Source organism: Streptomyces sp. NBC_00203, from assembly GCF_045206325.1.
GTDB classification, from domain to species: domain Bacteria; phylum Actinomycetota; class Actinomycetes; order Streptomycetales; family Streptomycetaceae; genus Streptomyces; species Streptomyces lutosisoli.
Map to the genome: position 1 here is coordinate 6,851,487 of NZ_CP108126.1, position 22,345 is coordinate 6,873,831.

21 protein-coding genes are annotated in these 22,345 nt (G+C 69.7%); 8 read left to right on the top strand and 13 right to left on the bottom strand.

Annotated features, from left to right (window positions below):
- Nucleotides 1-317: 317 nt before the first annotated feature.
- Nucleotides 318-1,985: a fumarate hydratase gene (locus tag OG975_RS30775; protein ID WP_406332616.1), complete on the bottom strand. Its 1,668-nt coding sequence runs from the start codon at nucleotides 1,983-1,985 to the stop codon at nucleotides 318-320.
- 189 nt (nucleotides 1,986-2,174) lie between these two features.
- On the opposite strand from OG975_RS30775, the gene OG975_RS30780 reads away from it, so the two are divergent.
- Nucleotides 2,175-2,927, top strand: coding sequence for a DUF1707 domain-containing protein (locus OG975_RS30780; RefSeq protein WP_406332617.1), 753 nt, complete (start codon nucleotides 2,175-2,177; stop codon nucleotides 2,925-2,927).
- 199 nt (nucleotides 2,928-3,126) lie between these two features.
- Complete coding sequence (locus tag OG975_RS30785) at nucleotides 3,127-3,498, top strand: WhiB family transcriptional regulator (RefSeq protein ID WP_330307044.1); 372 nt, start codon at nucleotides 3,127-3,129, stop codon at nucleotides 3,496-3,498.
- A gap of 194 nt (nucleotides 3,499-3,692) precedes the next feature.
- Here the strand turns inward: OG975_RS30785 and glpX are convergent, their stop codons facing one another.
- Complete coding sequence (gene glpX / locus OG975_RS30790) at nucleotides 3,693-4,727, bottom strand: class II fructose-bisphosphatase (RefSeq protein WP_406332618.1); 1,035 nt, start codon at nucleotides 4,725-4,727, stop codon at nucleotides 3,693-3,695.
- 127 nt (nucleotides 4,728-4,854) lie between these two features.
- Between glpX and OG975_RS30795 the strand changes: the two genes are divergently transcribed.
- Nucleotides 4,855-5,373 carry a DUF4245 domain-containing protein gene (locus OG975_RS30795; RefSeq protein WP_406332619.1) on the top strand — a complete coding sequence of 173 codons (519 nt, stop codon included), beginning with the start codon at nucleotides 4,855-4,857 and terminating at the stop codon, nucleotides 5,371-5,373.
- Between the two features lie 104 nt (nucleotides 5,374-5,477).
- Here OG975_RS30795 and OG975_RS30800 read toward each other — a convergent pair whose 3' ends face one another.
- The 4 genes from OG975_RS30800 to OG975_RS30815 form a co-directional block, all read right to left on the bottom strand.
- Nucleotides 5,478-6,068: a malonic semialdehyde reductase gene (locus OG975_RS30800; protein ID WP_369261731.1), complete on the bottom strand. Its 591-nt coding sequence runs from the start codon at nucleotides 6,066-6,068 to the stop codon at nucleotides 5,478-5,480.
- Nucleotides 6,069-6,247: 179 nt separating this feature from the next.
- Entirely contained in the window at nucleotides 6,248-6,487 is a 240-nt protein-coding gene (locus OG975_RS30805; protein ID WP_330307048.1) for an exodeoxyribonuclease VII small subunit, read from the bottom strand.
- A gap of 9 nt (nucleotides 6,488-6,496) precedes the next feature.
- Nucleotides 6,497-7,705 carry an exodeoxyribonuclease VII large subunit gene (xseA, locus tag OG975_RS30810; RefSeq protein WP_406332620.1) on the bottom strand — a complete coding sequence of 403 codons (1,209 nt, stop codon included), beginning with the start codon at nucleotides 7,703-7,705 and terminating at the stop codon, nucleotides 6,497-6,499.
- 50 nt (nucleotides 7,706-7,755) lie between these two features.
- Complete coding sequence (locus tag OG975_RS30815; protein ID WP_406332621.1) at nucleotides 7,756-8,223, bottom strand: MarR family winged helix-turn-helix transcriptional regulator; 468 nt, start codon at nucleotides 8,221-8,223, stop codon at nucleotides 7,756-7,758.
- Between the two features lie 67 nt (nucleotides 8,224-8,290).
- Between OG975_RS30815 and OG975_RS30820 the strand changes: the two genes are divergently transcribed.
- The gene (locus tag OG975_RS30820) at nucleotides 8,291-8,713 is read left to right on the top strand and encodes a hypothetical protein (RefSeq protein WP_406332622.1); all 423 of its coding nucleotides are present in this window, start codon (nucleotides 8,291-8,293) and stop codon (nucleotides 8,711-8,713) included.
- Here the strand turns inward: OG975_RS30820 and OG975_RS30825 are convergent.
- Nucleotides 8,676-10,055, bottom strand: coding sequence for an APC family permease (locus tag OG975_RS30825; protein WP_406332623.1), 1,380 nt, complete (start codon nucleotides 10,053-10,055; stop codon nucleotides 8,676-8,678). The two genes, OG975_RS30820 and OG975_RS30825, sit on opposite strands and share 38 nt — an antisense overlap.
- 107 nt (nucleotides 10,056-10,162) lie before the next feature.
- On the opposite strand from OG975_RS30825, the gene OG975_RS30830 reads away from it, so the two are divergent.
- Together OG975_RS30830 and ppgK are read left to right on the top strand one after the other, a co-directional pair.
- Nucleotides 10,163-11,167: a 4-hydroxy-3-methylbut-2-enyl diphosphate reductase gene (locus tag OG975_RS30830; protein ID WP_406332624.1), complete on the top strand. Its 1,005-nt coding sequence runs from the start codon at nucleotides 10,163-10,165 to the stop codon at nucleotides 11,165-11,167.
- 68 nt (nucleotides 11,168-11,235) lie between these two features.
- Entirely contained in the window at nucleotides 11,236-11,985 is a 750-nt protein-coding gene (gene ppgK / locus OG975_RS30835) for a polyphosphate--glucose phosphotransferase (protein ID WP_406332625.1), read from the top strand.
- A 119-nt stretch (nucleotides 11,986-12,104) separates the two neighbouring features.
- Here the strand turns inward: ppgK and OG975_RS30840 are convergent, their stop codons facing one another.
- On the bottom strand, nucleotides 12,105-12,551 hold the full coding sequence (locus tag OG975_RS30840; RefSeq protein ID WP_406332626.1) for a DUF6542 domain-containing protein: 447 nt from the start codon (nucleotides 12,549-12,551) through the stop codon (nucleotides 12,105-12,107).
- A 394-nt stretch (nucleotides 12,552-12,945) separates the two neighbouring features.
- On the opposite strand from OG975_RS30840, the gene ychF reads away from it, so the two are divergent.
- Together ychF and OG975_RS30850 are read left to right on the top strand one after the other, a co-directional pair.
- On the top strand, nucleotides 12,946-14,034 hold the full coding sequence (ychF, locus tag OG975_RS30845; protein ID WP_330307056.1) for a redox-regulated ATPase YchF: 1,089 nt from the start codon (nucleotides 12,946-12,948) through the stop codon (nucleotides 14,032-14,034).
- Between the two features lie 258 nt (nucleotides 14,035-14,292).
- Entirely contained in the window at nucleotides 14,293-15,999 is a 1,707-nt protein-coding gene (locus OG975_RS30850) for a nitrate/nitrite transporter (RefSeq protein WP_406332627.1), read from the top strand.
- Between the two features lie 170 nt (nucleotides 16,000-16,169).
- Here the strand turns inward: OG975_RS30850 and OG975_RS30855 are convergent, their stop codons facing one another.
- The 5 genes from OG975_RS30855 to OG975_RS30875 all read right to left on the bottom strand — a co-directional run bounded on the left by OG975_RS30855 (nucleotide 16,170) and on the right by OG975_RS30875 (nucleotide 22,341).
- Nucleotides 16,170-17,870 (bottom strand): cellulase family glycosylhydrolase, encoded by a 1,701-nt coding sequence (locus tag OG975_RS30855; RefSeq protein WP_406332628.1) that lies wholly within the window; start codon nucleotides 17,868-17,870, stop codon nucleotides 16,170-16,172.
- A gap of 277 nt (nucleotides 17,871-18,147) precedes the next feature.
- Complete coding sequence (locus OG975_RS30860) at nucleotides 18,148-19,380, bottom strand: acetyl-CoA carboxylase biotin carboxylase subunit family protein (protein ID WP_406332629.1); 1,233 nt, start codon at nucleotides 19,378-19,380, stop codon at nucleotides 18,148-18,150.
- Between the two features lie 63 nt (nucleotides 19,381-19,443).
- Nucleotides 19,444-19,944 carry a flavin reductase family protein gene (locus OG975_RS30865; RefSeq protein ID WP_406332630.1) on the bottom strand — a complete coding sequence of 167 codons (501 nt, stop codon included), beginning with the start codon at nucleotides 19,942-19,944 and terminating at the stop codon, nucleotides 19,444-19,446.
- A complete protein-coding gene (locus OG975_RS30870; protein ID WP_406332631.1) occupies nucleotides 19,941-21,302 on the bottom strand; it encodes an LLM class flavin-dependent oxidoreductase in 1,362 nt (453 codons plus the stop codon). The genes OG975_RS30865 and OG975_RS30870 overlap by 4 nt, the downstream gene beginning before the upstream one ends.
- A gap of 79 nt (nucleotides 21,303-21,381) precedes the next feature.
- Nucleotides 21,382-22,341, bottom strand: coding sequence for a D-2-hydroxyacid dehydrogenase family protein (locus OG975_RS30875; RefSeq protein ID WP_406332632.1), 960 nt, complete (start codon nucleotides 22,339-22,341; stop codon nucleotides 21,382-21,384).
- Between the last annotated feature and the right edge of the window lie 4 nt (nucleotides 22,342-22,345).

Below are 22,345 nucleotides of genomic sequence, written 5' to 3' on the forward strand. Positions count from 1 at the left end.
CGTTCCTGGGACGAAGTGGGACAGCGCGGAGCCGTCCCGGGATGCGACGCCATCACCAGGTTGTTTGCCGGCTGCGGGCCGGTGGGGGCCGTTCGCGCAGTTCCCCGCGCCCCTTAAGAGCACCTGGGGCGGGCCGGCGGTTTTTTAGGGGCGCGGGGAACTGCGCGACCAGCCCCCACCGGCCCGCAGCCGACTGTTGAGGGGCGCGGGGAACTGCGCAGTCTTTTAGCGGGGGTCTGGGGGCGCAGCCCCCAGGAAGGGATGGGACGGGTAGGGGCGGCGGGGGCGAGAAACCATCCCCGGGCGCCCCGAAGGGACTACGCCAGCCCGGGCCCACGCACCGGAATCGACGTGAACGTCGGCGCCGGCGCCGGGTCCTGGAAGAAGTCGTTGCCCTTGTCGTCGACGACGACGAACGCCGGGAAGTCCTCGACCTCGATCTTCCAGACGGCCTCCATGCCGAGCTCCTCGTACTCGACGACCTCGACCTTCTTGATGCAGTCCTGGGCGAGCCGCGCGGCGGGCCCGCCGATGGAGCCGAGATAGAAGCCCCCGTGCGCGTCACACGCGTTGGTGACCTGCGCCGACCGGTTCCCCTTCGCCAGCATCACCTTGGAACCCCCCGCCGCCTGGAACTGCTCGACGTAGGAGTCCATACGGCCGGCGGTCGTCGGCCCGAAGGAACCGGACGCGTACCCCTCGGGCGTCTTCGCCGGACCGGCGTAGTACACCGGGTGGTCCTTCAGGTACTGCGGCATCTCCTCGCCCGCGTCCAGCCGCTCCTTGATCTTGGCGTGCGCGATGTCACGGGCCACGACAAGCGGGCCGGAGAGCGAGAGCCGGGTCTTGACCGGGTACTTGGTCAGCTCGGCGAGGATGTCGTCCATCGGCTGGTTGAGGTCGATGCGCACGACGTCCCCCGCCTCGTCGAGGTGCTCGTCCGTGGTGTCGGGGAGGAAGCGCGCGGGGTCGGTCTCCAGCTGCTCCAGGAACACACCCTCGGCGGTGATCTTCGCGACGGCCTGCCGGTCGGCGGAGCAGGACACGGCGATCGCGACGGGGCAGGAGGCGCCGTGCCGCGGCAGCCGGACGACCCGTACGTCGTGGCAGAAGTACTTGCCGCCGAACTGCGCGCCGATCCCGATCTTCTGGGTGAGCTCGAAGACCTTCTCCTCCAGCTCCTTGTCCCGGAAGCCGTGGCCCAGCTCGGAGCCCTCGGCCGGGATCTCGTCCAGGTAGTGCGCGGAGGCGTACTTCGCGGTCTTCAGGGCGTACTCGGCGGACGTACCGCCGACGACGATCGCCAGGTGGTACGGCGGGCAGGCGGCCGTACCGAGCGAGCGGATCTTCTCCTCCAGGAACTTCATCATGGAGGCCTCGTTCAGAACGGCCTTCGTCTCCTGGTACAGGAAGCTCTTGTTCGCGGACCCGCCGCCCTTGGCCATGAAGAGGAACTTGTAGGCGCCGCCGTCGGTCGCGTACAGCTCGATCTGCGCCGGCAGGTTCGAGCCGGTGTTCTTCTCCTCCCACATGGTGAGGGGAGCCATCTGCGAGTAGCGCAGGTTGAGGTTCTTGTAGGCGTCGTAGATGCCACGGCTCAGGGCCGACTCGTCGCCGCCCTCCGTGAGCACGTTCTGCCCGCGCTTGCCCATGACGATGGCCGTGCCGGTGTCCTGGCACATGGGGAGGACGCCCGCGGCCGCGATGTTCGCGTTCTTCAGGAGGTCCAGCGCCACGAACTTGTCGTTGCTCGACGCCTCGGGGTCGTCGATGATGCGCCGCAGCTGGGCCAGGTGGGCGGGCCGCAGATAGTGCTGGATGTCATGGATGGCCTCCGCGGCGAGCTTGCGCAGCGCCTCCGGCTCGACCTTGAGGAACGTGCGCCCGTCGGCCTCGAAGGTGGAGACACCCTCGGAGGTCACCAGCCGGTAGGGGGTGGTGTCCTCTCCCTGGGGGAGCAGATCGGTGTACGCGAACTCAGGCATCTAGCCCATTCCTCACTCGGCAGACGACGGCGTGCCTCCATTGGCAGCGTCCACCAGCGTAGAACCTGGCACGGACACCGAGCCTGTGAGGTAAGGCTCAGTTCGAACATCGGACGCACGTACGACGTGTTTTCCACAGGTCGCGAGAAGGGGTAGTCGCGATCTATCGCGTTTGGGTACGCTGCTTTCGTGGACCTTCAGAAGCGCCCCGACCCGACCGCGCCCACGTCGGCGCAGCCGACCGCCACCCTGGCGGCGGAGCCGACCGAGCTGCGCGCCTCGGACGCCGACCGTGACCGGATCGCCGACATCCTGCGCGAGGCGCTCGCCGAGGGGCGCCTCACCGCCGAGGAACACTCCGAGCGGGTGGAGGGGGTGCTGGCCACGAAGACGGTGGGCGAACTCGACCAGTTCATACGCGACCTGCCCGCCGCCCACCCGGGCCGCGCGACCTCCGCCTACACCTCCGCGCCCAACCGTCCCACCGCGGGCTCGATCCCGGTGGAGGCCGACGAGAACGTGGTGGCGGTCTTCAGCTCGGCCGCCCGCAAGGGCCGCTGGCGCGCCGGGCGCCGTATTCACGCGTACTCGGTCTTCGGCAATATCGAGATAGACCTCAGTGAGGCGATCTTCGAGTACCAGCACGTCGTGATCAAGGCGATCTCGGTCTTCGGCAACGTGGAGATCCGGGTCCCGGAGAACGTCTCGCTGCGCGGCAACGGCGGAGCGGTGCTGGGCAACTTCGAAGTGGCCACGCTGGATTCGGCCGATCCCCACGCACCGGTCGTCTACGTCGACGGACTCGCTGTACTCGGAAATGTCGAGGCGGCGCCCAAGCGCGGCAAGCTGATCGCGGACATTCTCGACCGGATGACGGGCCGCGTGACCGAGCGTGTGGCCGACCGGGTGGACCGGGGTTTGCGCAAACACCTGGACCGTTGACGCTTGTGAATTCGGCGGCGCCGCCAGCGAATTGGTCCAGTTGTACGAGCCTTGCCGCGTACGAGAATGACCGGGCTTCGGAACTCAGTGCATAGGCTCGCGCACAGCGGGTAGGCCTTGCTGCATCGTCTCTTGGAGGGCGCTGTGGAACTTTCCGCGGTGCCCGGCACGCTCGCGAAGCCGTCGTCAGGAGTAGACCGTGCTGCAACCGCCGCATCAGTCCCTGCAGGTAGCTGCCGTTCCGGCCCCGCGGGCGCCAGTGCGGGACAGGGATCAGGAAGCGCCATGGCACACGGAGGCCGTGTGCCGGCGAGACGAAGCCGGCCTGTTCTTCGCCCCTTCCAAGGAACCCACCGCGGCCCGACTCTCCCGTGAGGAGGCGGCGAAGCGCGTTTGCGCCCGCTGCCCGGTGATGGTCGAGTGCCGCGAACACGCGCTGCTGCAACCCGAGCCGTACGGAGTCTGGGGCGGCCTCACAGCCGCCGAACGCCGAGTGGTCCTCGCCAGGCGCCGCCGCCGCGACCTCGAACTCCAGAAGGCCACCCGGGGGACGATAGCGGCAGCCGGCTAACCACCCAGCACGCAAAGAGGGGCGCCCCCTCCGCACAGGGGGCGCCCCTCTTTCCGTAGCCACTCTTCAGGCAAGAGCTCCTTCAGACATGCGTCCCTTCAGGCGCCCCTTTAGGGGCGCGAGGAACTGCGCGACCAGCCACGAACTACCCGCAGCTACCCACGGCCTGCAGGCGCCCAGCGCAGCCGACGGAGTTACTTGGCCCGGTCGAAGTCAATCGCGCTATAGGCCCGCAGCTTGCTCAGCCGGTGCTCCGACGTGATCTGCCGCACCGTCCCGGACTTCGACCGCATGACGATCGACTCAGTCGTGGCGGTCTCCGCCCGATACCGCACCCCACGCAACAACTCACCATCGGTGATCCCGGTGGCGACGAAGAACACGTTGTCGCCGGAGACCAGGTCGTTCGTGGTCAGCACGCGGTCCAGATCGTGACCGGCGTCGATGGCCCGCTGCCGCTCCTCGTCGTCCTTGGGCCACAGCTTGCCCTGGATGGTGCCGCCGAGGCACTTGACCGCACAGGCCGAGATGATGCCCTCGGGCGTGCCGCCGATGCCGAGCAGCAGGTCGATGCCGGTGCCCTCGCGCAGGGCCAGGATCGAACCGGCGACATCGCCGTCGGTGATCAGCTTGATGCGCGCGCCGGTCTCCCGGATCTCCTTGATGATCCCGTCGTGACGCGGCCGGTCGAGGATGACGACCGTGACGTCCTCGGGCGTGGAGCGCTTGGCCTTGGCGACCCGCCGGATGTTCACGGAGACGGGCGCGTTGATGTCGACGAAGTCGGCGGCCTCCGGGCCGGTGACCAGCTTGTCCATGTAGAAGACCGCGGACGGGTCGAACATGGTGCCGCGGTCGGCGGCGGCGAGCACGGCGATCGCGTTGCTCATGCCCTTGGCGGTGAGCGTGGTGCCGTCGATCGGGTCGACGGCGATGTCGCACTCCGGACCGGTCCCGTCGCCCACGCGCTCACCGTTGAAGAGCATCGGGGCCTCGTCCTTCTCGCCCTCACCGATGACGACGACGCCGTTCATCGAGACGGTGGAGACGAGGGTCCGCATGGCCCGGACGGCGGCGCCGTCGGCGCCGTTCTTGTCGCCGCGGCCGACCCAGCGGCCCGCGGCCATCGCGGCGGCCTCGGTGACGCGGACCAGTTCCAGGGCCAGATTTCGGTCGGGGGCTTCCGACGGGACTTCGAGTTCGGACGGCAACTGATGATTCTCGGTCATCGAGACGCACCTTTCTGATACGACGACGGCCGGATGAGGGTGATAGTCCCGACTCTATCGTTAGGCCGACAAAATGAGCAGGGGACCCTACGGATGAGCAGGCCGGGGCACCTGCGACGATAGGTCCGTGGCAGGTACGAAAGGCAAGCAGTCGGTCCGGGACATGATCCTCTCCTTGGCCCTCATCGGGCTCATGGCGGGCATCATCTACATCTTCATCCCGCACGACGACTCGGAGCCTCCCCTCAAGCGCGTCGACTACCGGGTCGAGCTGCTCACGGCGCGCCGCGCGGCGAGTTATCCCGTGGCGGCGCCCGAGGGCCTGCCCGAGACCTGGAAGGCGACGTCGGTGCGGTACGACGGCTCGGCGTTCGACACCTGGCACCTGGGCTTCCATGCCCCGGACGGCCAGTATGTGGCGATCGAGCAGTCCACGCAGAAGCCGGCCGTGTTCATCGACACGGCCAGCCAGGGCGCCGAGGAGACGAAGGTCACCCAGCGCATCGGCGACCAGACGTGGCAGCGGTATACGGGGGGTCGCTACGACGCTCTCGTGCTCAAGAGCAAGGGCTCCACGACGGTGGTGACCGGAACGGCGTCGTTCGGCCAGCTGGCGAAGATGGCCGAGGCCTTGAAGACGTCCTGAGCTTGCAGCGGGCGTACGCCTTGGTGCGTACGTACGAGAAGGGCCCCCGGCGTCATTGCCGGGGGCCCTTCTCGTATGCGTTCGTGCTGGTCGCTCGCGCGGGATCAGACGGTGGTGACGACCTCGTCGAACGCCAGGCGCGGGGAGCGCGGGAACCAGGCGTCCTCGCCCGGCTTGCCGATGTTGACGACCATCAGCGGGGTGTGGTCGCCGTCCAGGAACTCCTTCTGGACGCCCGCGAAGTCGAGGCCGGTCATCGGGCCGGCGGCGAGGCCGGCGGCGCGGACGCCGATGATGAAGTAGGCGGCCTGGAGGGCGGCGTTCAGGGAGGCGGCACCCTCACGGGCCGGACGCTCGGAGAAGAAGAGGTCCTTGGCGGCCGGGAAGTGCGGGAAGAGGGTCGGGAGCTCCTCGTGGAACTCGTTGTCCGCGGAGAGGATCGCGACCAGCGGGGCGGTGGCGGTCTTCGGCTGGTTGCCCTCGGCCATGTGCTTCACCAGGCGCTCGCGGGCCTCGGCGGAGCGGACCAGGGTGATGCGCAGCGGCGACTGGTTGAAGGCGGTCGGGCCGTACTTGACCAGGTCGTAGATCGCCTGCACCTGCTCGTCGGTCACCGGCTCGTCGGTGAACGTGTTCGCGGTGCGGGCCTCGCGGAACAGCAGGTCCTGGGCGGTGGGGTCAAGGACGAGAGACATGAAGAACCTTCTCGGGACGAGCGGGGATCCGGGGGGATCGGCTTGAGGTCTCGACAGTACGACAGGAAGGTTTAAGCTTCAACCAAAAGTCGCGCAACGTGATCCACTTCACACGTGCTTCAACTTTCAAGAACCGGCTTGCTCGTGTCCGGCCCCGCCCGGAGCCGGCCGGCCTTGCTCTACTCGGAGCCGGCCGAGCCGCCCCCGGTCTCTTCTTCCTCTTCCGCGAGCGCCGCGTCCAGCCGCTTGCGCGCGCCCTCCAGCCACCGCCGGCACACCTTCGCCAGCTCCTCGCCCCGCTCCCAGAGTGCGAGGGACTCCTCCAGGCTCGTACCGCCCGCCTCCAGACGGCGTACGACCTCGATGAGCTCGTCCCGCGCCTGCTCGTACCCGAGCGACTCGTCCACCTTGCTGGTCATGCGCCCACCCTATGCATCGACTCGTACCGTGAATTCACCCTCGGCGACCCGCGCCCGCAACTCCTCGCCGGCCGCCACCTCGTCCGGCCCCCGGACCACGTGACCGTCGCTCTTCTGCAGCACCGCGTACCCCCGCTGGAGGGTCGCCGCGGGGGAGAGGGCCACCACGCGCGCGTGGGTGTGCGTCAGCTCCGAGTCGGCGCGGTCGAGCAGGTGCCCGAGGGTGCGCCGGCCGCGGTCCAGCAGGGCGGCGACCTGGTCCGCACGCTCGTCGACCATGCGGTGCGGATCCTCTATCGAGGGGCGGGCCAGCGCATGCGCGAGGCCGCGCTCCTCCCGCTCGATGAAGGACTGGACGCTGCGCCGCGCCCGGTCCCGCAGGAACCGCACCCGTTCGTACTCCTCGCCGACGTCCGGCACGACCTTCTTGGCGGCGTCGGTCGGTGTGGACGCGCGCAGGTCGGCCACGTGGTCGAGCAGCGGGTTGTCGGGCTCGTGCCCGATGGCCGACACGACGGGCGTACGGCACGCGGCCACGGCTCGTACGAGCTGCTCGTCGGAGAACGGCAGCAGGTCCTCCACGCTGCCGCCGCCCCGCGCCACGATGATCACGTCGACATCGTCCCGCGCGTCCAGCTCTTTCACGGCCTGCACGACCTGCGGCACCGCGTGCACGCCCTGCACGGCGACATTGCGGACCTCGAAGCGGACGGCCGGCCAGCGGTGCCGCGCGTTCTCCAGCACGTCCCGCTCGGCCGCGGACGCCCGGCCGCACACCAGCCCGATCAGCTGGGGCAGGAAGGGCAGCGGCTTCTTGCGATCGGCGGCGAACAGCCCCTCGCCGGCCAGTGACTTCTTCAACTGCTCAAGACGGGCGAGGAGTTCCCCGACCCCCACCGGCTTGATCTCGGTGGCCCGCAGCGACAGCTGACCCCGCGGTGCGTACCACTCGGGCTTGGCGTGGACGACCACGCGCGCGCCCTCGGTCACCACGTCGGCCACCGCGTCGAACACCTGCCGGTAGCAGGTCACGCTCACGGAGATGTTGTACGACGGGTCGCGCAGCGTCAGAAAGACGACGCCCGCGCCCGGGCGCCGCGACAGCTCGGTGATCTGCCCCTCGACCCACACCGCGCCGAGCCGGTCGATCCATCCCCCGATGAGCCGCGACACCTCGCCGACGGGCAGCGGAGCGTCCGCGGACGTGTTGAGAGCCATGCGCCCGAGCGTAACGGCCGCCACCGACAGCGCCCGCACTCCCGCACGGGTTACGGGAGCCCGGCGTCGCGGGCCAGTACACCCATCGCGCGGGCGAGTGCGCCGCGTTCCGCCGCGCTCAGTCCCGCCGTGAGCTCCGCGTCGAGGGCACGCGCGCGTGCCGTGCACTCGGCCAGCAGCGCGTGTCCCTCCTCGGTCAGTCCGAGCCGGTGACGGCGCCGGTCGTCCGGATCGCGTACGCGCTCGATGGCGCCCAGGCCTTCGAGCTGGTCGGCGAGTGTCACCACCAGGCTGGGCACGACGCCCATCGTCCGGGCGGCGTCCTGCTGCGACGCGGGCGCTCCGGAGCTGAGCACGGAGAGCAGCCCCACGTGCTTGGGCTTCACTCCGAGGTCCTCGACGGCTGCCGTGAAACGGGCGCCGACCAGGGCGCCGACGGTGCCGAGCCGGAAGGTGAGGGTGCCGGTCAGTGCCTCGGGGTCGGGTTCCTGGGAGGGAGAGCCCTTGACATCGTTCACGTCGAAAATGCTAACTTCTCCATATCGTTCAGAGCTCGAATGATTCGAGGAGTGCATGGAAATGCCGATGAACACGTCCCGCTCGCAGAAGTGGGTTCTCGCCGCCAACGCCGCCCTGGTCGCCACCTCGGCCATCGCCTCCCTGGTGGGCGTCGTCGATCCGACCTTGGTCCTGCCGGACGGCAGCACGGCGCAGGACGGCCTGCGGCTCTACGCCGAGGGCATCGCCGTACGTCAACTCCCGCTCACCGCCGCGGTGTTCGTCTCCCTGGGCGGCAGGCACCGACGCCACCTGGTCCCGCTGCTCGCGGTCAGCGCCGCCGCTCAGGCCGGCGACATGGTGATGGGTCTGACCTCGGGCGTGCCCGGCATGGCCATCGGGGGCGGCGTGAGCGCCGTGGTGCACCTCGCCTCCGCGGTCTGGCTGGGCCGCAGGCAGGCGTCCGCCTCGCTCACGACTGCGGCATGTCCCGCTCCCGCTGCGCGATGAGCACCGCCAGCCCCACCGCCAGCCAGATCGCGCCCACCAGCTGGGCCGTGCCCGACGCCTCGACGATCACCGCGACAGTGATCGCGGCGCCGACGACGGGGATCAGCACATGCCGCCACCACACCACCGGCCCGCCCAGCCGCCGTACCGCGAACCAGCCCACCACGCTCGCGTGCAGCAACGTGAACGCGGTCAGCGCACCGATGTCGACGACCGACACCAGCTTGTCGAGGCCGTCGTCGCGCCGCGCGGCCCACACCGCGGCGACCAGCGTGATGACAGCCGCGCACAGCAGTGCGGCCCGCGGCACCCCGGAGTCGGTCCGCGCCAGCGCCCGCGGCAGCCGCCGGTCGCGGGCCATCGCGAAGACGAGACGCCCCGCCGCGGCCTGCCCGGCGAGCGCCGCGAACGCCGCACCGATCGCCTTGCTCACCGCCACCAGGTTGTGCAGCCACGAACCGACCGAGGAGTCCACGGCGTCGTAGAAAGCCGACCCCTGCTTTCCGGGATCGGCGGCGAGTTGCGCGGACGACAGCGGCTCCAGCAGCGCCACCAGATACGTCTGGGCGACGAACAGCACACCCGCCAGCGCCAGACAGAACAGGACCGCCCGGGCCACCTTCTCCGAGCCCCCCGTGACCTCCTCCGCGAACGTGGCGATCGCGTCGAAGCCCAGATACGACAGCACGGCGACCGAGACGCCGCCGATCACCGCCGACAGCGCGAACGCGCCCTGCGTGCCGTCGCCGGACAGCGGGGACAGCCAGTCGCGGTGGGCCCCGTCGCGCGCGAGCATGACGGTCGCCGACACGATGAAGACAAGAAGGACCACGATTTCCATGGCGAGCACCAGGAAGCCGACCCGGGCGGCTGCCCGTACGCCCCAGAGGTTCAGGAGTGTCGTGATGACGACCGCGAGCGCCGTCCACACCCACCGGGAGACGTCCGGCACCAGGGAGTTCATGGCGATCCCCGAGAAGAGGTACGCCACCGCCGGGATGAGCAGATAGTCCAGCATCGCCATCCACCCGGCGACGAATCCGGCCCCTCGTCCAAGACCCACGCGCGCGTAGGCGAACACCGAACCCGCCTGAGGGACCACGCGAACCATCTGGGCGTAGCTGAAAGCGGTGAAAGCCATGGCGACCGTGGCGACGACGTAGACCAGCGCCACCGCCCCGTGCGACTTGGCGTCGAGGGTCCCGAAGACACCGACCGGCGCCATGGGGGCGATGAACAGCAGCCCGTAGACGACCAGATCCCGGAAGCCGAGGCTGCGCCGCAGTCCGTGTTCCGGGTCGGCTGTGCGGGCTGTGTCCACTGCGGGCTCCGTGCCGGACATCGTGCCTCCCGAGGGTCGCGCCTGGCCCCACCCCTCCCAGCTCCCCGCCCGGCTCCTCACAGTGTCCCCAAGGAGGCGATCTTTGACCCGCCGGGCGCGGCCTTACGATGGGGTGCATGACTGCTTCGCCTGGCCGCCGTGTCCTGCTCGCCGCCCCCCGGGGCTACTGCGCGGGCGTGGACCGTGCCGTGATCGCCGTCGAGAAGGCCCTTGAGCAGTACGGGGCCCCGATCTATGTCCGGCACGAGATCGTTCACAACAAGTACGTCGTGCAGACCCTGGAGAAGAAGGGCGCGATCTTCGTCGAGCGCACGGCGGAGGTCCCCGAGGGGTCCATCGTCATGTTCTCGGCGCACGGCGTCGCCCCGGTCGTCCACGACGAGGCCGCCGAGGGCAAGCTCGCCACCATCGACGCGACCTGCCCGCTGGTCACCAAGGTGCACAAGGAAGCGGTCCGGTTCGCGAACGAGGACTTCGACATCCTCCTGATCGGGCACGAGGGCCACGAGGAGGTCATCGGCACCTCCGGCGAGGCGCCCGACCACATCACCCTCGTGGACGGCCCCGGGGACGTCGCCAAGGTCGAGGTCCGCGACCCCTCCAGGGTCGTCTGGCTCTCCCAGACCACGCTGTCGGTCGACGAGACCATGGAGACGGTCGACGCGCTGAAGGAGAAGTTCCCGCAGCTCATCTCCCCGCCGAGCGACGACATCTGCTACGCCACGCAGAACCGTCAGCTGGCCGTGAAGCAGATGGGCGAGGAAGCGGACCTCGTCATCGTGGTCGGCTCGAAGAACTCCTCCAACTCCGTACGCCTCGTCGAGGTCGCCAAGCTCGCGGGCGCGCGCGCCGCGTTCCTCGTGGACTTCGCCGACGAGATCGAGGAGGCGTGGCTGGACGGCGTGACGACGGTCGGCGTCACCTCGGGTGCGTCCGTCCCGGAGATCCTGGTCGAGCAGGTCCTGGAGTGGCTGTCGCAGCGCGGTTTCGAGGACGTCGAGATCGTCAAGGCGGCCGAGGAGTCCATCACCTTCTCGCTGCCGAAGGAGCTGCGCCGCGATCTGCGCGCGGAGGCTGCGGCACTGGTCGCGGAGCGCACCGGCGAGAAGTGAGGTCCCGGGGGCCGTGCGGCACCCGAGCCCGAGAAGTGACTGTCAGTCGTACGACGTAACGTAGGGCCATGCAGATCTTCGGTGTGGACATCGGCGGTTCAGGGATCAAGGGCGCTCCCGTGGACCTGGACCGCGGCGACTTGGCAGAGGAGCGCTACAAAGTGCTCACCCCGCAGCCGGCGACGCCCGACGCGGTGGCCGACGGCGTGAAGGAGGTCGTCGGTCACTTCGGCTGGACGGGCCCGATCGGGATCACCTTCCCCGGTGTGGTCACCGGCGGCGCCACCATCCGTACGGCTGCCAATGTCGACAAGGCCTGGATCGACACCGACGCGCGCGCCCTGCTCGGCGAGCGGCTGGGAGGCCTCCCGGTGACCGTGCTGAACGACGCGGACGCGGCGGGCGTCGCCGAGATGCAGTTCGGTGCCGGACGCGACCGTCAGGGCACGGTCATCCTCCTCACCTTCGGCACGGGCATCGGCAGCGCCCTCTTCCACGACGGCGTCCTCGTCCCGAACACGGAACTGGGCCATCTGGAGCTGTCCGGCCACGAGGCCGAGAAGCGCGCCTCCACCAAGGCCAAGGAGGACCACGAGCTCACCTGGGAGCGCTGGGCGCACCGCGTGCAGAAGTACCTCGCCCACGTCGAGATGCTCTTCTCCCCGGAGCTCTTCATCATCGGCGGCGGAGTCAGCCGCAAGTCCGACCGATTCCTGCACCTCATCGAGGACATCAAGGCGGAGATCGTCCCGGCGCAGCTGCAGAACAACGCGGGGATCGTGGGAGCGGCGATGAGAGCGGCGAAGTCGGCGACGTAGGGCCGCGCTTCGGGAGTGGAGTGCGGGGAAGTCGCCGTCCGCCGGGTGCCCCGGCTCGCCGACCGCCGTCCCGGCTCGTCGGCTGTCGTCCCGGAGTCGGGCTGTCCGCCGGACTCGGGCTATCCGGCCGACCGGGACGCACGGCCGGGCGGGAGATCCCGCCGCGCGGCGGCGGCCTGGGCGCGTCGCTGGGCGGCCCGGCGGCTCATCAGCCGCACCTTGCGGACGGTCACGATCAGACCCGCGACCAGCGTCCCCCCGTACAACCACCCCGCCTGCAGGGCGAGCGCGGTGACCAGCCCCATCGCGCGGCCGCCGACCCCGCCCCCGCTGTCGTCGGCGACCGGCAGCAGCCCGAAGGCGAAAGCGATCGGTACGACGACGGGCGCGGTCACCAGGTCCCCCCGCCGCACCCACACCGCGGTCAGCGCGCACACCGGCAGGAACAGCACCCCGTACACCGTCGGCGAAGCCCCGAACAGCAACTGGTCGAGACAGCCGAGCGCGAACATCGACGCACCGCAGAACAGCCCGCTGCCCAGCCCGGTGAGCCGGGGGTTGGGCATCCTCCGCACCGCCTGGACCAGCGGCGGCGCGGGCCGCCGAGCCGCAGGGGCGCCCCGCCGCACATCGCCGTCCGAGCCCCGCCCGGCTTGTTCCGGAACGGGCATGCCGCGTCGCGGTCGGTACTGAGAGGGACGCGTCCTGTGTTGCTCCACTGGACCAACTTAGGTCGTTTTATGTGTCGAATAGCCCTTCAGACACGCCGAGACACGCCGATAGGCAGACCTTGGCCATGCGTTCGATACGTCGCCGGTGCGGGCCCGGGCACGCCGTAGACTGGTGGATCGGCCCGCGCATCAGCCATGCCGGTCACCGGTCATGGCAGCCATGAAGGACCCGGGCCGCGCAGCCCCAGTCCTCACATCCTCAACATCCTCACGTACGGGAAGTCGCAACGTGTCGCTCACGATCGGAATCGTCGGTCTGCCCAATGTCGGCAAGTCGACCATGTTCAACGCCCTGACCAAGAACGACGTGCTCGCGGCCAACTACCCGTTCGCCACGATCGAGCCGAACGTGGGCGTGGTCGGCGTCCCCGACGCGCGGCTGACGAAGCTGGCCGAGATCTTCGGCTCGCAGAAGATCCTCCCCGCCACCGTCGACTTCGTCGACATCGCGGGCATCGTGAAGGGCGCGTCCGAGGGCGAGGGCCTGGGCAACAAGTTCCTCGCGAACATCCGCGAGTCCGACGCCATCTGCCAGGTCATCCGTGCCTTCAAGGACGAGAACGTCGTGCACGTCGACGGCAAGGTCTCGCCCAAGGACGACATCGAGACGATCAACACCGAGCTGATCCTCGCGGACCTCCAGACGATCGAGAAGGTCCTGCCGCGCCTCCAGCGGGAATCGCGCATCAAGAAGGACATCGGCCCGAAGGTCGCGGCGGTCGAGGCGGCGCAGGCGATCCTGGAGAGGGGCGACACGCTCTTCTCCGCGGGCATCGTCCAGGGCTCCGGCAACGAGGAACTCCTGCACGACCTGCACCTGCTCACCACCAAGCCGTTCCTGTACGTCTTCAACGTGGACGAGGACGAGCTGGTCGACGACGCCTTCAAGGCCGAGCAGAGCGCCCTGGTCGCCCCCGCAGAGGCGATCTTCCTCAATGCCAAGCTGGAGGCGGACCTCGCCGAGCTCGACGAGGAGGAAGCCATGGAGCTCCTGGAGTCGGTCGGCGTCGAGGAGCCCGGCATGACGACCCTGGCCCGCGTCGGCTTCAACACCCTCGGCCTCCAGACGTACCTGACGGCCGGCCCCAAGGAATCCCGCGCCTGGACCATCAAGAAGGGCGCGACCGCCCCCGAGGCCGCCGGTGTCATCCACACCGACTTCCAGAAGGGCTTCATCAAGGCCGAGGTCATCTCCTTCGCGGACCTCGTCGAGACGGGCTCCGTCGCCGAGGCCCGCGCCAAGGGCAAGGCCCGCATGGAGGGCAAGGACTACGTCATGCAGGACGGGGACGTGGTGGAGTTCCGCTTCAACGTGTGACCGGTTCATTGCTTTGAGCTAGGTCGTTCGTCGAGTTCGTAGGTGTCAAGGGGTCGACTCTTTCGGGAGTCGGCCCCTTGCTGCTTCCCGCGCTGGGGTGGTGCCCGTCGAACGTGACCAGAAGGACCTCGTGCAGACCCCTAGGCATACCGACTAGTCGGTACTAGCCTCTGGCCACGCTCTCGGAGCCGGGCGCACTTTGTCCCCCGTCGAACCGACGCAAACACCCGGTTTCCGCGTATCCCCAGGAGGAGCCGTATGTCCGCCACTCCGACGGCGTTCGACGCCGACAGACCCGCGCCCGATGCGCCCGCCGTGGACGCCCGCACCCCGCTGACCTGGCTGTACCGCCGAGATCTGGCGGACTACCCGCCCACCGGTCGCCGTATGACGTATCTCGCGATCGTGGTCATCACCACCGTCGTCCTCTACTACATGCTGTACATCCAGTACGCGGTGGCGACGTCGATCATCACGCACTTCGACATGACGTACCGCTACTTCGTCTGGGTCTCGGTGATCGGCAACGCCATCGGGGCCTTCGCCTCGCTCGTGGCCGGTCTGGCGGATCGCTGGGGCCGGGCGAATCTGGTGGTCTACGGGTTGCTGATCGCCGCGCTGCTGGTCTTCTTCGGGCTGCCGAACGCGGCGAACAAGACCGCCTATCTGGTGCTCTTCGCGCTCGTCAGCTTCATCGAGGGCATCGTGCTGGTCGCCACCCCCGCGCTGATCAGGGACTTCTCCCCGCAGCTCGGCCGTGCCACCGCGATGGGGTACTGGACGATGGGCCCGGTCATCGGCTCTCTGGTGGTCACCACCGTCACCAGCAACACCCTCGACAGCGCCACCTGGCAGGACGAGCTGCGTTATTCGGCGATCGCCGGGTTCGTCGTCTTCGTCGTCGCGATCTTCGCGCTGCGCGAGCTGTCCCCGGCGTTGCGCGACCAGACCATGGTGTCGCTGCGGGACCGGGCGCTGGTCGAGGCGCGCGCCAAGGGGCTGGACACCGAGGCGGTGCGCCGCGGCGAGTGGCGGCAGATGATGCGCCTGGACGTGCTGGGCTCGGCCTTCGCCATCGCCGTGTTCCTGCTGCTGTACTACGCGGCGGTCGGCAACTTCGTCGTCTACTTCGCGACCACCTTCGGCTACAGCGAGCAGCGCACCAACGCGCTGGCCAACTGGTACTGGGGGGCGAACGCCATTGCCCTGGTCCTGGTCGGCCTGCTCTCGGACCGGCTGAAGGTGCGCAAACCCTTCATGATCGTCGGCGCGGTCGGCTCCGTCGTGGTGACCGCGATCTTCGCCACCCGCGCCACTCACCTGACGACCGACTACTACACCTTCGCCTGGCTGTTCATCGGCATCGGCGTCTTCAGCGGCATCGCCTACGCACCCTGGATGGCGAGCTTCACCGAGACCGTGGAGAAGCACAACCCGGCGGCGACCGCGGCGGGCCTGGCGGTGTGGGGCTGGACGGTGCGCATCGTGGTCGCCGTCTCCGCGGCCTTCATCCCGGTGCTGGTCACGTCAGTGACCCCGCTCGTGGAGCACGGCGCCGAGGTCAAGGCCGCCTCGGTGCAGGCGGCGCCCGCGCTGGCCATTGTCAACGCGCACCCTCAGCTCTTCGCCGAGCTGAACAAGTACACGCCGACCACGGTGCCGCCCGCGCTGGGCGCCCGCGCCGTCAAGGAGGTCGGCGCGGAGAACCTGGGCGTCGTGCAGAAGGCGGCGCCGCAGCTGAAGCTGCTGCAGGAGTACGGCGCCAAGGTCCAGAAGGCGTCGAAGGACGGACCCGGCGAGTGGCGCAACTGGTGGTGGATCTGCGTCGGCGGCCAGGTGCTCTTCCTGCCCTTCGTCTTCGTGATGGCGGGTCGCTGGAGCCCGAAGAGGGCGCGTGAGGACGCCGAGGCGCACCAGATCGCGGTCGACCGCGAACTGGCAGCCCTCGCCGCCGCCAAGGAGTGACCGGACGCGGAGCCGGCCGACCCGTCCACGGCCGGCCGGGCCGGCCGGCTCCGCGGTCGTGTGTGTCGATCAGCCCGAGTCGGCCGAGAACCCGCCGGAAGCGACCACCGGCGGGGCACTCGCCTCCGCCAGCCAGCCAGCCAGCCAGCCAGCCAGCCGGGTCGGCCGGATCAGGCGGTGGCGCAGGTGGCACCGCTGAGGGTGAAGGTGGTCGGGGCGGTGTTGGTGGAGCCTTTGCCGGCGATGAAGCCCACGGTGACCGAGCCGCCGGCGGGAATGGTGGAGGTGTAGGAGGCGGGGGTGACGCTGACGGTGCCGCCGCTCTGTGTGGGCGTACCTCCCCACATGTTCGTGACGGTCTGGCCGTCGGCGAAGGTGAAGGCGAGCTTCCAGCCGATGATGGCGGTGGTGCCGGTGTTGCCGATGCTGATCTCGCCTTGGAAGCCGCCCGGCCACTCGCCCACGATGCGGTAGCCGACCGAGCAGCTCCCGCTGGGAGTGCTGCCGGTGGTGACGTTCACCGTGGCCGAGCGGGCCGAGCGGTTTCCGGCGGCGTCGTGGGCGTAGACGGCGAACGTGTACGTGGTGTCGGCGGTGAGGCCGGGCACGGTGACGGTGTTGGTGGTGGAGGTGGAGGTGGCGATCTTGGTCTCGGAGCTGCCGCTGACGCGGACGATGTCGTAGCCGGTGACGCCGACGTCGTCGGTGGCGGCGGTCCAGGTGAGGGTGGCGGAGGTGGCCGTCACGGAGGAGGCGGTCGGGGTGCCGGGGGTGGTCGGGGCCTGGGTGTCGCCCGAGCTGCCGCCGGAGTAGACGGTGGCTTCCTTGGCGGTCTGGGCGATGCCGTTGGCGCCGTTGAAGACACGCTGGCCCCAGGAACTGAGCTGCGTGGGATCGAAGTTGATCGCCAGGTCGAGGATCGGGTCGGTGTTGCCGCTCCAGGACCAGGCCAGATAGCCGAGCTTGAGCTGCTGGGCCGTGGCCATCATGGTGTCCTCGTCCGGGTCGCCGTACTGGTCGGCAGGGCCTCCGAACTCGCCGATGAGGATGGGCAGTTTGGCGTTGACGAAGGCGTTCAGGTAGTCGGTGATCTCCTGGGCCGTGTCGAAGACGCTGTACATGTGGATCGAGAAGATCAGGTTGCCGGTGGGGTCGGCGTCGTACACGGACTGGGCGTTGGCGCGCATGACGCCCTGCCAGTCCTGGCCCCAGTTGGGCGCGTCCACCATGATCGTGTGCGCGAGCCCGGCGTCGCGCAGCTTCTTGACCGCGGCGATGGTGGGGGCGGTCCAGCCTTCAGGATTCGTGTTGCCCCAGGGCTCGTTGCCGATGTTGATCACGATGTAGTTCTCTTGCCCGGCCAGCACGTCCTTCAGGCCGATCCAGTAGTCGGCCGCCTCGTCGAGCGTGCCGGCCGCGGTGTCCTCGCCGTAGCCGGTGGTGTCATGCACCTCCAGCACGCAGATGAGCCGGTTGGCCTTGCACTGTGAGATGACGTTGGCCACGTCCGCCGCGCTGTTCGCGCTCCAGCGGTGGCCGTCGGCGAGGACGACGCGGACCGTGTTGGCGCCCAGCGCCTTGATGTCGGCCAGCGACTGCGTCGTCTTGCCCTGGTACCAGGTGTGGGCGTGATTGACGCCACGCATGATGAATTCGTTGCCGTTGCCTTCGAGCAGGCGGCCGTCGCTGATGTGGAGGCCGGCGGCGAGGGCGCCGGGTGACGGGGACTGCTGCGCTGACTGTGACTGTGACTGCGCCTGGGCCGGGGTCGGGCCGACGGTGCCGAGGACGATGAGTCCCAGGAGGGTGATCAGCCCGGTCAGCAGAGCGGTGACGGGGCTCGTTCGTGTCGTGCTTCTTGCTGTTCTCACTGCGCCTCCAAAGAGTGAGCGCCATGAGCGCCAAGAGACCTGAGCGTCAGAAGAAACATGGGAGCGCTCCCATGAACCCACCTTGCCAGGGGCACGTCAAGGGATCGCGCGCGCAACGGGGTCGTCGAAGGGTGCGGCGTATGTGGCGTGACGGCGACGAAGATGTTGTCGCCGACCAGCCGAGCTCCCAGTCCGGGCCGGTGCCGGAGATCCCGTATGTGTGACCGGCGTCCACCCGCCAGAACTGGGAGCATTCGTCAGCGTTCCGCTGCGACGTCTAGTCCCAGTTCGTGTGCAGGTGCCACCACTCCGTCAGGAGGGCGAGGCGCTTGCGGACCTCCTGGGGGGTGTCGGCGGTGACGAGGGCGTCGGCCGCCGAGTGGGTCGCGTACTCCAGGCCCGTGCACTCGGTGCCGGGTTCCAGGCGCACGGTGAGGTCCACGCCGGGCACCGGGCACGGTTCGGCGGGCGGGGCGAACCTGCCGTGGCCGGGCGGGAAGAGAACCCAGCCGGTGAGGGATTCGGGCCCGGCGGGCTGGTCGGTGAGGGTGAGCGCGCTGCCGCACTGGGCGCGCAGCCCCTCCTTGGCCAGGTGGACGCCGAAGGACCGCTCGTAGGCCTCGGCGATCAGAGCGCCGCCCGCCCGGCTGGCGATCTCGCACACGACGGGGCTGCCGTCGGCGCCGAGCCATGCCTCCAGGTGGAAGGCGAGCGGCTGCGCGGCGGGCGGCAACGCGGCGACGACCTCGTGGGCCAGCCCGCGCAGCAGGGGGGTACGGTCGTCGTCCGCGCCGAGCAGCACGCTGCTGAGCTGGGTCTGGCCCTGGAGGTGCTCGGCGACTCCGCTGTTGTACTGGGACGGCCAGCAGTGCAGCACCCGGCCGTCCCGCATGATGCCGTCCACGTGGAAGAAGTCGCCGTGGACGAAGCCCTCGGCCATCCACTGGCCCGGCAGGAAGGGCACCTCGGAGGTGCTCTGCCTGGCCAGGAACGCGTCCAGGTCCGCCGGGCCGCGCAGGATGCTCACGCCCTCGGCGCCGGCCCCGGTCCGCGGTTTCACGACCACGGGGCCGTCCTCGGCGTCGAGGAAGTCGAGCAGGTCCAGCGGGCCGTCGACCGCGGCGAACGACGGCACGCGCAGTCCGGCGTCCCGCAGCAGCCGCTTCATGACCACCTTGTCCCGGTAGGCGGTGGCGCCGGCGGTGTCCTGTCCCGGAACGCCCAGGCGATCACGCAGCCGGGCCGCCCGCAGTACGTCGTCCTCGCTGGTGCTCGCCACCAGCCCGACACCGTACGTCCGGGCCGCCTCCTCGGCGACGAGCTCGGTGGACCACGCGTAGTAGTCGTCCACCAGCCGGTGCTCGGGGAAGTGCTCGGCGAGCACGTCCTCCGAACCGGCCACCGCCTTGTGCGTGGTGACCAGGACGACGGTGTCGGCGGCGTTGTCCAGCCAGTGCTGAAGGGGGCGCTTGGTCAACGGCTGGCGGGAGTACAGAAGGACCTTGGGCATGTCGGGGGCATCCTTGGACGGGAGTTCCGGCCCGTGGGGCCGGCGGAGCGGTCGGGGTTTTCCTCAGGGAACGAGGGACGCGCGGGGCGCGGCCACGGGGCGTACGGCACCGCGCAGGTGCACCAGGGCGTCGCCCGGCGCCCCGGCCAGGGCGTGCTCGACGGCGGCGACCACCATGTGGTGGTCGCCGAGCCGGAGCCGTTCGCGGCGGGAGCAGACCAGCCAGGCCAGACAGTCGTCGAGCAGCGGAACGCCCTGCGGACCGGTGTGCCAGCGGGTGGGCGCCGCGAACCGGTCGGTGCCGGAGGCGGCGAACCGCTCGGCGACGTCCGCCTGTTCGGCGCTCAGCACCTGGATCCCGAACCACTCGCAGTCCTGGATCCTGGCCCAGGTGGACGAGGTCTCGGCCAGGCAGAAGGAGACGAGGGCCGGATCGGCGCTGACCGAGGTGAAGGACGTGATGGTCACTCCGGCCGGCCCCGCGGTGCCGGCGGCGGTCAGCACCGCCACCCCGGAGGCGTGCGCGCGCAGCGCCGAGCGCAGGGCCGCTCCCTCGACGGTCACGCCCGCACCTCTGCCGCACGGCGGGCGGAGGCGAAGGCGGGCCGGGGCAGGCCCAGGTTGGCGCGCAGGCTGGTGCCCTCGTACTCGGTACGGAACAGTCCGCGCCGCTGGAGCTCCGGCACCAGCAGATCGACGATGGCGTCGAGGCCGTCCGGCAGATAGTCGGGCATGATGTTGAAGCCGTCGGCGGCCTCGTTGACGAACCAGTCCTCCAGCTCGTCCGCGATGGACTCGGGAGTCCCGAGCAGGAACCGGTGGCCGCGCCCGGCCGCCACCGACAGACACAGCTCGCGGATGGTCAGCCCCTCCCGCCTGGCCTGCTCGTAGATCAGCTGCTGCTTACTGGTGGAGCCCTCCGTGGGCGGCAGTTCGGGCAGCGGGCCGTCCAGCGGGTATCCGGAGATGTCGACGTCGCCCAGCTGACCGGTCAGCAGCCCGAGCCCGACCACCGGGTCGACCAGGTCCTGCAAGACGGCGTACTTGTCCTCGGCCTCCGCCCGGGTGCGGCCGACCACGATGAACGCGCCGGGCAGGATCTTCACGTCGTCCGGGTTCCGGCCGTGCTCGGCGACCTGCTTCTTCATGCCCCGGTAGAACGTCTGCGCCTGGTCCAGCGTCTGCTGCGCCGTGAACACCACCTCGGCCCAGCGGCCGGCGAAGTCCTGGCCGTCGGCGGAGGAACCGGCCTGCACGATCACCGGGTAACCCTGCGGCGGGCGGGCGACGTTGAGCGGGCCGCGCACCGAGAAGTGCTCGCCCTTGTGGTGCAGGATGTGCAGCTTGGCCGGGTCGAAGAAGCGGCCCGACTCCTTGTCGTACGAGAACGCGTCGTCCTCCCAGCTGTCCCACAGCCCGGTGACCACGTCCATGAACTCACGGGCCCGCCGGTAGCGGGCGGCGTGGTCCGGCTGCTTGTCCAGGTTGAAGTTCTGGGCCTCGGCGTCGGTGACCGAGGTGACCACGTTCCAGCCCGAGCGGCCGGAGCTCAGGAAGTCCAGCGAGGCGAACTTCCGCGCGATGTTGAAGGGTTCGTTGTACGTCGTGGAGGCGGTGGCCGTGAGCCCTATGTGCGTGGTGTGCACGGCGAGGGCGGACAGCAGGGTCAGCGGCTCGAAGTGGACCATGCGGCCCTGCCGGCTCAGCTCCTCGGCGTCCCGGTAGGTGGTGCGTACCCCGGCGCCGTCCGAGAGGAAGACCATGTCGAACTTGCCTCGTTCGGCGGTCTGCACCAACGAGCGGTAGTAGTCGAAGTCCAGGCCTCCGTCGGGGCGTGCGTTGGGGTGCCGCCAGGCGGCGACATGGTGGCCGGGCGCGGGGAGGAAGGCGCCGAGTTTCATGAGACGGCGGTGCGCGCTCACGGTGGTGGTCTCCGATCGGACGTAGGACGGTGGGACGCGGTGGGACGGTGAGTAGCCGGGTGGGATCCGCGGCGGATCGTCAGCCGAGGATCCGTACGGGCTCGCCGGCGAGGTAGGCCTGGATGTCCTCGACGGCCTGGCCGTAGTAGCGCTCGTAGTTGGCCCGGGACACATAGCCGAGGTGCGGGGTGGCGAGCAGGCGCGGGGCGGTGCGCATCGGGTGCCCGGCGGGCAGGGGCTCTACGTCGAAGACGTCGATGCCGGCGCCGGCGATCCGGCCCTCGTGCAGTGCGGCGAGCAGCGCGTCCTGGTCGACGATCGCGGCCCGTGAGGTGTTGACGAGGTAGGCGGTCGGCTTGAAGAGGTCCAGCTCGGCGGCGCCGATCAGGCCGCGGGTCCGGTCGCCGAGCTTCAGGTGCACGGAGACGAAGTCGCTGTCCGCGAGCAACTCCTCCTTGGAAGCGGCCAGCTGGACCCCGACCTCGTCCGCGCGCTCCTTGGTGAGGTTCTGGCTCCAGGCGGTGACCTCCATGCCGAAGGCGAGCCCGACCCGAGCCACCAGGCCGCCGATACGGCCCAGGCCGAGCAGGCCGAGCCGGCGGCCGTGCAGATCGGCGCCGACGGTGGACTGCCAGGGGCCGCCGTCGCGCAGGGCCCCGCTCTCCTGGACGAGGCCGCGGGCGAGACCGAGGAGCAGGGCCCAGGTCAGCTCGACCGGCGGGGTCGAGGAGCTCTGGGTGCCGCACACGGTGACGCCGTTCGCCCGCGCCGCCGCGTAGTCGATCACGGAGTTGCGCATGCCCGCGGCGATCAGCAGCTTCAGCCGGGGCAGGCGGTTCAGCAGCGAGGCCGGGAAGGGCACCCGCTCCCGCAGCGTGACCACGAAGTCGAAGTCGGTGATGGCCTCGGCGAGTTCGTCCTCGGTCGCGAAGTGCTCCGTGAAGGTGACGACCTCGACCCGGTCGCTCACCGGTGACCAGTCGGCGAAGGCGGTGGCGACGTTCTGGAAGTCGTCGAGTACGGCGCAGCGGAATTGCATGTCG